Below are 10,285 nucleotides of genomic sequence, written 5' to 3' on the forward strand. Positions count from 1 at the left end.
ATAATTTCATATGGAGGAGTTCCCGAGTGGCCAAAGGGGGCAGACTGTAAATCTGTTGCGTCTCGCTTCGGTGGTTCGAATCCACCCTCCTCCACCACGTCAGAGCAAGCGTCATATCGCTTGCTCTGATTTTTTATCAAAATCAGAGCGCGCTCATTCTGCTGCTCTTCCTTCCCAAACCGAACCCGCTCCGCTGGGCTTAGGTTTGGGCCGCCTCCGGCGGCGTCCTCCTTGGTGACCTCATTGAGGTTGCCGTTTTTCTTTTGTCCGGTGGATCCGAACCGGCTCCTGGCTGCGTTCGCCTCTTGTGTCTCAGGAAAACGGAAATTTACTTTTCACCGGAAGTGTGGTACACTGATGAAAATTTTTCCCCTGCAACGCGGTCGAACCTGTCCACTGCTCGTGCCGCACCAGCGCTGCTTCCCTGTCCGGCTCCGCCCATCCTCCCGCCGGACGTTATGCATCCCCCCTTCCCTGCTGTATGTTCCCCGGGGTAAATAGAACTTGTGTTCTAGTTCTCGTCTATCTTACCACCTACCGTCCTCGGCGTCAATACAACTTTCTTATGTTAATCAAACTAGTGTTCTATAAAAGTCCCCCTATTGGGATAATTCTCCGGAGAGGAGCCCTCTGTTATGCTGACTCAGGACTGGATGATGCGCCAGATCGAGACCTTGACCCTGGCCATTGCCAAAATTATGTTCCACAAAGACACGGCGGAGTACGAGAACCACGGCGGGCGGGAGACCCTGACCGCCGCCGACAGCCTTCACGCCTCCCTCAACGCCCTGCTGCGGGAGGGCCGCATTGCCGACGGAGAGGACCTGCTCTTCTCCGCCCTGGATGAGGATGACCCCGCTCTTCTGGAGGTGGCGGTGGACTTCTACTTCCGCCTGAACCTGCTCTCCGACCAGGAGCTGGAGGAGGGCAATTTCTCCCGCCAGGAGATCGAGGAGGGCCTCCACGACGTGATGGACCAGTACGGCGTGGTGCTGCCCTGACAGCGCAAAAAAATCCCGTGGGGCGGCCTGCATGCCGTCTCACGGGATTTCTGCTTGATGTCAGGTTCTGCTATATCCCCATCTGGAAGCCGTCGCCCTTGCCGGAGAGGCCGTCCTTGTCCAGCATCCGCTCCAGCACCTCCACGTCGGTGGTGATGTCCATGGCGTCGTCCTGGAAGAGCTTGTCAAGCTGCTTCTCAAAGCCCTCCACCACCTTGTCCATCATGCCCTCAATCCGCTCTTTGGCGGCGGAGATGTTCTCCCCCTCGATGCCCTGGGCCTCCATCTGGGCGTAGGCCTTCAGGATCTTCAGGGTGGTGGGCAGGTAGTAGTTGAGGAAGCTGCGCAGCTGGCTGTTCTTGTTGGGGTTCTTCCTCTGGTAGTCCAGGATCTTGCCGGTGATCTCGCCGATGCGGTCGATCTTCTCGCTCATCACCGGGTCCTCAATGGCGTCGTTCACCTGGCGGATCTCCCGGAGGATGGCGTCGTCGTCCTCCGGCGGCGCGGGCTGCTCCTCCTCCTCAGGCTCGGGCTCCTCCTGGAGCCCCTCGTCGGACAGGATCAGGCGGCCGCTGGCCATGTCCAGGTAGCCGGTGGGGATATACCCCTCGTCCAGCATCTCCTGGATGTCATCACAGGCGGTGTGGTAGGACACGGGCATGGCCTGGGCCAGGGAGCCGATGGAGATGCTCTCCCGCTTGCCGATGAGGGCTAAGTACTTGCGGAAGCGCTTGGCCTTCTTGTTCCGCTGGGTGCCGCACACCAGCAGCACCAGGCCCGCGCCCAGCACACCCAGAGGGAAACCGATGCTCTGAAGCATGTAGATAAAGCCCATGCCCATGGTGTCGAAGAACTCCACAAAGGAGATGAAACCGCCCAAAATGGCCAGGATCGTGCCCCAGACCATCATGCCCTTGCCCTTGTTCAGATCCACAGGCCGGCGCCTGGGCATAAACCGTCCCTTCTTGTCCCGGGGCTGGTCGCTGACGCCCTGCATCCCAGGCTGGGTGGTCCTCTGTGCATTCTGGCTGGTCTGTGTATTCTGGGTGGTCTGGCCGCCCTGGCGGGGCGCGCTCTGGCCCTGATAGCGGTACTCGTACTTATAGCCCGAGCTCTGGCCCCAGGACTGGCTGCCCGAAGCGCGGTAGGGCCCGGTGGGGCTGGAGCCGTAGGAACTGCCGTTGTTCCGCCTGCTGCCGAAGGACCGGCCCGTCAGCTTCATGAACAGCAGCACCAGGCCCACAGGCCAGAAGATCACCAGCGCGGCCACCACCACAATCCAGGATATCAAGTCCCCGTTGTTGCTGCCGCCGCTGTTGTTGTTGTAGCTGTACGCCATGGGTAGCGCCTCCTATATTCCGCTCCGGCGGACCGGCCGCCGTCTCCTGCTGGATCATATAATATCATATCTGTGGAAAAAATAGATTGATTTTTTCTTTAAAATCTTTAAAATTTATGTTCTTTCCCGCCCACGGTCCATAAAATGTGATACAATGGCCAGGACGGGCCGCCCGCTCCGGGCCGGAATGCCCACGGTACAGCCGTGGGTATGGATGGAGATATGATACAACGAAAGCACTTTCTTGTAAAGAGGGGCGGGGTTCCCATCCGGTTTCCCTCCGGCGGCGGCCCGGACCGGTCCGCCCGGTACAGCCGGGCAAATGTGTAACCGTTCTGTAATTGCTTTCCCCGGCACCGGGCCCTATAATGTATACTGATTTCGTAGATTCTGCGGGATATTGGAGTGATTATCATGGGAAACAGCGCGGACGGCAAGCGCGTCATGCCAAAAAAAAGCAAATCCGGCGGCGCTAAGGTTGCCGTCATCGTGATCGTCGTACTTCTGGTCCTCCTGGCCGGGGCCTATGTGGCCCTGTGCGCCTGGGTGAGCACCGGGCGGATCCTGCCCAGCACCACCCTGACGGTGGAGGACCACACCCTGGACCTGTCCGGTATGACCCAGGAGCAGGCCTCCCAGACCATCAGTCAGGAGGCTGAGGGCTGGTACCCCACCTCCTTCCAGCTGACCAGCAGCGAGTACCCCCAGCTGGACCGGGATGTCACCGGCAGCGGCCCCCTGTTTCAGCTGGACGCGGCGTCCCTGTCGGCTGACGCCTGGTCCCACGGCCGGGAGCAGGGCTTTCTGGGCGGCGGCATCGCCTGGCTGAAGGCCACCTTCGGCGGCGGCTACGCCATTACCGCCCAGCCCCAGCCCTCCGCGGAGCTGGAGCAGCTGCTCACCGACCTGCCCGGCGAGCTGACCAAGGCGCTGGACTCCGGCCTCACCGAGAGCACCTATGAGGTGACCGACACCGCCCTGGTCATCCACAAGGGCGTCTCCGGCCTGAGCGTCAACGCCGCCGACTTCCGGGACCTGGTTATCGACAGCCTGCTCACCGGCCGCACCTCCATCGAAGTGGCCCCCCACGTCACGCCCCCTGAGGCGCTGGACTTTGAGGCCATCTACCGGGAGGTGTACAAGGAGCCGGTGGACGCCTATCTGGACAAGGAGACCAGCGAGATCGTCCCGTCGGTCACCGGCGTCAGCTTCGGCATCTCCACCGCCCAGGCCCTGATGGAGCGCACCGAGGAGGGGGCGGAGTGCGAGGTGCCCCTCACCCTGACCGAGCCGGACATGACCACCGAAAAGCTGGAGTCCAGCCTGTTCAAGGACGTGCTGGGCAAGAGCAGCACCAAGACCTCCGGTCCCTCCAACCGCTGGCACAACGTGGAGACCGCCTGTGAGCGGGTCAACGGCACCATCCTGCTGCCCGGCGAGGTGTTCTCCTACAACGAGCTGTGCGAGCCTTACTCCCAGGCAGGCGGCTACCTGAAGGCGGGCGCCTACGTCAGCGGCACCACCCAGGACACCTGGGCCGGCGGCGTGTGCCAGCTCTCCTCCACCATCTACTACACCACCTTGAAGGCCAACCTGGAGACTGTGGAGCGCACCAAGCACAAGTACGACGTGGGCTACCTGCCCTCCGGCATGGACGCCACCGTGTACAGCGATACCCTTGACTTCAAGTTCAAGAACAACACCGACTACCCCATCAAGGTCGTCGCCACCCTGACCAAGGACAGCAACGGTACCCGCTGGTGCAACGTGACCATCTACGGCACCAACACCACCGGCATCTACGGCGACCCCTACTCCGTGCTGCTGGAGACCATCCCCTATGAGACCTACTACGAGGCCAAGGACTCGGTGCCCCAGGGCAGCCAGCCCCAGAAGGACTCCACCCGCACCGGCTACACCGGCAAGAAGGTGGAGGTCCACCAGCGCCTGCGGGATGCCGACGGCAACGTCATCAGCGACACCGTCATTCACACCGACACCTTCTCTGTCCGCAACGCCTACTACTTCTACAACCCGGCCGACGCCGCCGCGCTGGGCATCGACCCGGCCACCGGCCTGCGGAATCTGACGCCGGTGACCAGCCCGTCGCCCTCTCCCTCGGAGAGCACCGCGCCTTCGGCCTCTCCCTCCCCGTCGCCGTCCCAGTCGGTGACGCCCTCCCCCTCGGAGAGCACGCCGCCCTCCCAGTCCCCCTCCCCGTCGCCGTCGGAGACGCCGTCTGAGTCCCCGTCGTCCTCCCCCTCCGCCACCCCGGACGCCGACGGCAACACCCCGCCGGAGGGAATCCCCATCGTCAATCCCTCCGAACCGGCCAACTGAACCAGACGGAGCGCTCCCTCTTTGGGGAGCGCTCCGTTTTTTATTTTTTCTGATGATTTAAATCTTTTGTAATACTTTTTGTTTTCTTTGTTTACAATTTTACCGTAGGATAAGAATCAGCGAGAGACAGCATCTTCTTCATTTCATGTATCCCTCTTTCCTTCCTTTGCATGAACAGCCCGCGCCGGTACCGGCGCGGGCTGTCTGCGTTTTCTCCTGTTCAGAGGCTGCCCAGCAGCACGGGCTGGACCTGCCTGCCCGCCATGGCCGCCTCCACCGTCTCGGGGATGCGGTCAAAGTCCGCCACCAGGGAGGTGGGCTTGCCCTCCGGGTCGTCCTGGCGGAAGGGGACAAAGTACACGTTTTTCTTGTCCAGCAGCGCGCCGATGTTCTTCGCGCTGGAGGCTAGGCCGTCGTTGGTGGCCACAGCGATGACCAGGGGCCGGCCGTTGCGCAGGTGGGCCTTGGCCGCCATGGTCACCGAGGAGTCGGTGATGCCGGCGGCCAGCTTGGCCAGGGTGTTGCCCGTGCAGGGGCAGATGACCAGCACATCCAACAGCTTCTTGGGGCCGATGGGCTCGGCGGCCCGGATGGAGTCGATGGGCCGCCTGTCGCAGATGCGCTGCATCTCCCGCATAAAGTCGTGGGCGTTGCCGAAGCGGGTGTCCGTGGCGGCGCTGCGCTCGGAGATGATGGGGGTCACGTCCGGCCACCGCCGGTGGACTTCCTCCAGGGCCGCCATGGCTTTGTCGTATGTACAGAAGGAGCCGCAAAAGGCAAAGCCTACCTTCCAGTCTTCCATGCTCACACTCCTAACTCGCTCAACATATTGTAGATGGTGTTTTTGATGCTCTCCCCGGCGGTCACCGGCGCCGTCTTGCCCGGCAGGGACAGGGCCCAGATGACCCGCACCCCCAGCCGGGCGGCCGCCTCAAAATCCACCCCCGCGGCGTTGCCGGTTGGATAAGCGCGGACATAAAAACATCGGGCTCCCGTTCCAATGCGGGAGCCCGATGTCCTTATATTCACATGTCGTCGCAGACCTGGAAGATATAGAACTTCAGGTAGTAGGACTCGTCCGCCCCCCACAGAATGGGGTGGTCGGCCGACTGGGTGCGGTACTCCACCTGCCGCAGGCGGCGGTGGGCGTCCCGGGCCGCCTGGGCGATGGTGTTGGTGAAGAGCTCGGGCATCATGAAATGGGAGCAGGAGCAGGTGGCCAGATAGCCCCCGTTCTCCACCAGGCGGATGCCCCGCAGATTGATCTCCCGGTATCCCCGCACCGCCTTTTTCACCGAATCCCGGGACTTGGTGAAGGCCGGCGGGTCCAGAATGACCACGTCGAACCGCTCCCCTGCCCGGTCCAGCTCGGGCAGCAGGTCGAACACGTCCCGGCACAGGAACTTCACCCGGTCCTCCACGCCGTTGAGCCGGGCGTTCTCCTCCGCCTGGCGCACGCCGGTCTCCGACGCGTCCACGCCCACCACCTCCCGTGCCCCCGCCACAGCGGCGTTGAGGGCAAAGGCGCCGGTGTGGGTGAAGCAGTCCAGCACCCGCTTGCCCCGGCACAGGGGCTGGATGGCCCGGCGGTTATACTTCTGGTCCAGGAAGTAGCCGGTCTTCTGGCCCTCCTCCACGTCCACCAGATAGCGCACGCCGTTCTCCGAAATTTCCACCTTGGTGTCAAAGGGTGTGGACAAAAATCCCTTGACCCGCTCCATGCCCTCCTTCAGCCGCACCTTGGCGTCGCTGCGCTCATAGATGCCCCGGACGGTGATCCCGTCCTCTGCCAGCACCTTCACCAGGGCCTTGAGAATGGTGTCCTTGAGCTGGTCGATGCCCAGGGCCAGGGACTCCACCACCAGCACGTCGGAGAACTTATCCACCACCAGGCCGGGGAGGAAGTCCGCCTCGCCGAAGATCACCCGGCAGCTGTCGGTCTCCACCGTGTCCTTCCGGTACTGCCAGGCCGCCCGCACACGGGCCTCCAGAAAGGCCTCGTCGATGACCGCGTCCGCCTTCCGGGACAGGACCCGCACTGCGATGGTGGATTTCCGGTTGAGAAAGCCCCAGCCCAGCACATAGCCGTTGTAATCCTCGATGCGGACGATGCCGCCGTCCTCACAGCCGGGGGTGATCTCCCCGATCTCGTTGTCGTAAATCCAGGGGCCGCCGGCCTTGAAGGACCGGCCCTCCCCCCGCTTGAGCCGAATTGCTGCCTGCTCCATAGTTACCTCTCTCTTTTGTGGAATCGCGCCCTTACAGGGTGGCCGCCCGCTTGGACACCGCCTGTTTGAAGTCGGTGACATAGTGGGTATAGGTGGTACTCATCAGGGGCGAGCTGATGAGGAAGTCGGCGGTGGCCCGGTTGTTGGCAATGGGGATGTCATAGACCTGGGCGATGCGCAGCAGGGCCTTCACATCCGGGTCGTGGGGCTGGGCGGTGAGAGGGTCGGAGAAGAAGATCACCAGGTCGATTTTTCCCTCCACGATCTGGGCGCCCACCTGCTGGTCGCCGCCCAGCGGGCCGCTGTTGTAGCCGTAGACCGGCAGGCCGGTGCGGTCGGCGATCATCCGGGCCGTGGTGCCCGTGCCGCACAGGAAATGGCCGCTCAGGACCTCCTTGTTCTTCTGGCACCAGTCGATGATCTCCGGCTTCATATTGTCGTGGGCAATGAGGGCAATCCGCTTCTGGGCGGGCAGCACCTGCTCGATAAAGGTCTCGTCTCTCATGGAACTCATCCTCTCAACTGATTTCCCGCCCAGCAGCTCCCGCACGCGGCGGTGCGCCCCCCAGGGGGTTGGCCATACGGTTTAAATTCTAATATAAATCCGCCCGGAATACAAGAGGTTCCCTCAGCCTGCCTCCGGCCTCCGGAACCGGAACACCACCTCCAGGGTCTTGTCATGGTGCACCACCACCCGCTCCACCAGGGCGGTCAGGGTGTCCCGGTCCAGCCGCTCCAGGGCCTCCGCCTGCCGGGCTGCCTCACGGGCCACGCTGGCCTGATGCCGGCAAAATTCCGCCGCCTCACGGGCTCTGCGCGCCGCTCCCAGCAGGGCGCGGAACTCCTCCTCGGTCAGCAGTCCTGCCGCCCGGTCCCGGTACAGCAGTCCCGCCGCTTCCGTCCAGCGGTCTATGGCTCTGCTCTCCCCCTCCCCACGAGACTGCTCCTGCGGCGGCTCCGCCTGCCGGCTGATCCCCGCTGCCAGTTCCGCCAGCTGGCGGCGGATGGTCTCGATGACGGCGTCCTCCCGCATACAGTGAGAGGACGGACAGCCCCCTCTCCGGCTGCCCTGGCAGACCATGTAGCAGCTGCCGCCCCTGCCTCTGACATAGGTCATGGGGGAGCCGCAGCCGCCGCAGAAGGCCAGCCCGGTCAGCAGATGGCTGCTCCCGGTCCGGGGCGCGTAGCTCCGCACGGCCAGCAGCTCCTGCGCCCGGTCAAAGACCTGCTGGCTCACCAGGGGCTGGTGGGTGTTGGGCACAACGATCCAGTCCTCTCTGGGCAGTGTCACCCGTTTTTCCACCTTGTATCCCACTTTTCTGGCTCGGTTCTGGGTCAGGTGCCCCGCGTAGGTGGGGTTGGTGAGGACACGCCGCACCATGGTGCCGCTCCACAGCCCCGGGAAGCGGCTCTGCGGCCCTTTTTTATACTGGGAAGGGGTGGGGATACCCCCTGCCGTCAGGGCCCTGGCTGTGCCGCTGACGGAGCCGCAGGAGAGGAAGGTGCGGAACAGCAGCCCGATCACCGGGCCGGTCTCCGGGTCGGGGATGAGCCGCCCCGGGGTTTCCGGGTCCTTCCGGTAGCCCATGGGCGGCTGAGCGCCGATGAAGCGGCCGCTCCTCTTCCGTACCTCCAGGGCCGTGCGCACCTTGCGGGAGATGTCGGCGGTGTAGAAGTCGTTGGCCGCCGCCAGAAAGGGCAGTATCAGCTCCCCGCTGCCCCCCATGCCGGTGTCAATGCCCTCGCTGACGGCGATATACCGCACCCTCCGCTGTGGGAAGTAGATCTGGTAGTAGTACATGGTGCCGATCTGGTCCCTGCCCAGCCGGGACAGGTCCTTGGTGAGCACGGTGTTGATCCTTCCGGCCTCCACGTCTGCCAGCAGCCGCAGGAAGCCCGGCCGGTCAAAGTTGGTGCCGGTGTAGCCGTCGTCGGTGTAGATGGCCGCTACGGACCACCCCCGGGCCGATGCGTACTGCCGGAGGTACTCCCGCTGGTTGGCAATGCTCTGGGACTCGCCCTCCTCCTCGTCCTCACGGGAGAGACGGAGGTACAGCCCCACCCTTGGTTCCGTCAATCCGTCCCGCCTCCCTTCGCTCCCGTGACAGCGCTGCCAGCAGCTGTTCCAGAGTAGGCCCTACTTCCGTATAGCGGCAGGTCACAGGATAGATCTCCGCCCGTTTCACGCCGGACACCCCCTTTCCGGCCCATATTGGGGCCCACTGCCATTCTATCGGGGCGTCCCTGTCTCTATGTCAGCTTTTTATCCAACCGCTTCCTCCGCCCCCCCGGGCTTTGAGACAAGGTCAATGACCAGGCAGCCCGGCTTCAGGTCCCCCAGCTCCGCCTCGCCCAGCACCCGGGCGGGCACAGTATTGATCACAAGGTCGTAGCCGCACAGCCAGCCTAAAAGATGGCCGGTCTGCTCCACACCCATACCAAGGCTCTCCGCCCAGGCCAGATCCGCATATTTCCGTGCGGCCACGCTGACCCTGGCCCCCAGCGCCTGGAACCGCTGGGCCGTCATGCGGCCCACCCGGCCGTAGCCGATCACCAGCACCCGGGCGCCGTGGATGGTAATGGGCAGTTCCTCCATGGCGATCTGGATGGCACCCTCCGCAGTAGGTACCGCATGGGGGATTTCACATCACTTGGCCAGACTAAAAAGCCGTTTCCGGTGTTGGCGGAAACAGCAAAAAAGAAGCGACAGACATCTGTCTGCCGCTTCTAACTCTTTGTGTTGGCGTTACCTATCTTTCCGGGCCGTCTCCAGCCAAGTATTTTCGGCGCAGGTGAGCTTAACTGCCGTGTTCGGGATGGGAACGGGTGGACCCTCACCGCAATCAACACCAACTATTTCAATTGGCTTTCACCAATCAAAATCAATTATTCTATTATACAGCGCTCTCACTACGCTGTCAAGAGGAAATCGCTGGGAAAAATGGTGACCCGTGCGGGAATCGAACCCACGTTTGCGGCGTGAGAGGCCGCCGTCTTAGCCGCTTGACCAACGGGCCTTGTGGTGCGCCTTCACGGATTCGAACCGGGGACCCACTGATTAAGAGTCAGTTGCTCTACCAACTGAGCTAAAGGCGCGTACTTTCTTTTGAAAAAGAAAGTACGCAAAGAAAACTTTAATTCATTCTCTTTATGAACTTTCTTCTCTCAAAAGTGGGGGCGCTTGCTGCACCCTCAAAACCGAACAATGTAGATCCTCCGCTGCTTCGCAAGCAGCCTGCATGTTTCATGTTAAGGTCAAGCCCTCGGCTGATTAGTACCGGTCAGCTGCATACATTACTGCACTTCCACCTCCGGCCTATCAACGATGTAGTCTACATCGAGCCTTACCTCACGAAGAGTGAGAGACCTCATCTTAG

The 10,285-nt window shown here is 62.5% G+C and carries 9 protein-coding genes, 3 tRNA genes and 2 rRNA genes; 3 read left to right on the plus strand and 11 right to left on the minus strand.

What is annotated here, in order from left to right:
* Positions 1–12: 12 nt before the first annotated feature.
* A tRNA-Tyr gene (locus WMO64_RS09505) sits at positions 13–97 on the plus strand.
* Between the two features lie 538 nt (positions 98–635).
* Complete coding sequence (locus WMO64_RS09510; RefSeq protein WP_294516686.1) at positions 636–1,001, plus strand: DUF6483 family protein; 366 nt, start codon at positions 636–638, stop codon at positions 999–1,001.
* A 70-nt stretch (positions 1,002–1,071) separates the two neighbouring features.
* On the opposite strand, the gene WMO64_RS09515 is transcribed toward WMO64_RS09510, so the two are convergent.
* Entirely contained in the window at positions 1,072–2,340 is a 1,269-nt protein-coding gene (locus tag WMO64_RS09515; RefSeq protein WP_349231812.1) for a 5-bromo-4-chloroindolyl phosphate hydrolysis family protein, read from the minus strand.
* Between the two features lie 414 nt (positions 2,341–2,754).
* On the opposite strand from WMO64_RS09515, the gene WMO64_RS09520 reads away from it, so the two are divergent.
* Positions 2,755–4,680: a VanW family protein gene (locus WMO64_RS09520; protein ID WP_349231813.1), complete on the plus strand. Its 1,926-nt coding sequence runs from the start codon at positions 2,755–2,757 to the stop codon at positions 4,678–4,680.
* A gap of 220 nt (positions 4,681–4,900) precedes the next feature.
* Here WMO64_RS09520 and WMO64_RS09525 read toward each other — a convergent pair whose 3' ends face one another.
* The 10 genes from WMO64_RS09525 to WMO64_RS09570 all read right to left on the minus strand — a co-directional run.
* Positions 4,901–5,482 (minus strand): dipicolinate synthase subunit B, encoded by a 582-nt coding sequence (locus WMO64_RS09525; RefSeq protein WP_294516680.1) that lies wholly within the window; start codon positions 5,480–5,482, stop codon positions 4,901–4,903.
* 2 nt (positions 5,483–5,484) lie between these two features.
* Positions 5,485–5,622, minus strand: a complete 138-nt coding sequence (locus WMO64_RS09530) for a hypothetical protein (RefSeq protein ID WP_006570814.1) — start codon at positions 5,620–5,622, stop codon at positions 5,485–5,487.
* An 83-nt stretch (positions 5,623–5,705) separates the two neighbouring features.
* The gene (locus WMO64_RS09535; protein ID WP_349231814.1) at positions 5,706–6,908 is read right to left on the minus strand and encodes a class I SAM-dependent rRNA methyltransferase; all 1,203 of its coding nucleotides are present in this window, start codon (positions 6,906–6,908) and stop codon (positions 5,706–5,708) included.
* 31 nt (positions 6,909–6,939) lie between these two features.
* On the minus strand, positions 6,940–7,413 hold the full coding sequence (locus tag WMO64_RS09540) for a methylglyoxal synthase (protein ID WP_349231815.1): 474 nt from the start codon (positions 7,411–7,413) through the stop codon (positions 6,940–6,942).
* A gap of 123 nt (positions 7,414–7,536) precedes the next feature.
* Positions 7,537–8,985 (minus strand): recombinase family protein, encoded by a 1,449-nt coding sequence (locus WMO64_RS09545; RefSeq protein WP_349231816.1) that lies wholly within the window; start codon positions 8,983–8,985, stop codon positions 7,537–7,539.
* Positions 8,986–9,171: 186 nt separating this feature from the next.
* Positions 9,172–9,504 (minus strand): NAD(P)-dependent oxidoreductase, encoded by a 333-nt coding sequence (locus WMO64_RS09550; RefSeq protein ID WP_349231817.1) that lies wholly within the window; start codon positions 9,502–9,504, stop codon positions 9,172–9,174.
* Between the two features lie 142 nt (positions 9,505–9,646).
* Positions 9,647–9,762 (minus strand): 5S ribosomal RNA (gene rrf / locus WMO64_RS09555).
* A gap of 88 nt (positions 9,763–9,850) precedes the next feature.
* A tRNA-Glu gene (locus tag WMO64_RS09560) sits at positions 9,851–9,925 on the minus strand.
* Positions 9,926–9,928: 3 nt separating this feature from the next.
* Positions 9,929–10,004: transfer RNA gene (locus tag WMO64_RS09565), tRNA-Lys, on the minus strand.
* Positions 10,005–10,159: 155 nt separating this feature from the next.
* Positions 10,160–10,285: ribosomal RNA gene (locus WMO64_RS09570) — 23S ribosomal RNA — on the minus strand; the annotation flags it as partial.

The sequence above is a fragment of the Pseudoflavonifractor intestinihominis genome (assembly GCF_040096055.1).
Lineage (GTDB): Bacteria > Bacillota > Clostridia > Oscillospirales > Oscillospiraceae > Pseudoflavonifractor > Pseudoflavonifractor intestinihominis.

Excerpts from the sequence above, each read along its gene's own strand:
- WMO64_RS09510 (WP_294516686.1), top strand. The coding sequence starts at position 636 with ATGCTGACTCAGGACTGGATGATGCGCCAGATCGAGACCTTGACCCTG.
- WMO64_RS09515 (WP_349231812.1), bottom strand. The coding sequence starts at position 2,340 with ATGGCGTACAGCTACAACAACAACAGCGGCGGCAGCAACAACGGGGAC.
- WMO64_RS09520 (WP_349231813.1), top strand. The coding sequence starts at position 2,755 with ATGGGAAACAGCGCGGACGGCAAGCGCGTCATGCCAAAAAAAAGCAAA.
- WMO64_RS09525 (WP_294516680.1), bottom strand. The coding sequence starts at position 5,482 with ATGGAAGACTGGAAGGTAGGCTTTGCCTTTTGCGGCTCCTTCTGTACA.
- WMO64_RS09535 (WP_349231814.1), bottom strand. The coding sequence starts at position 6,908 with ATGGAGCAGGCAGCAATTCGGCTCAAGCGGGGGGAGGGCCGGTCCTTC.
- WMO64_RS09540 (WP_349231815.1), bottom strand. The coding sequence starts at position 7,413 with ATGAGAGACGAGACCTTTATCGAGCAGGTGCTGCCCGCCCAGAAGCGG.
- WMO64_RS09550 (WP_349231817.1), bottom strand. The coding sequence starts at position 9,504 with ATGGAGGAACTGCCCATTACCATCCACGGCGCCCGGGTGCTGGTGATC.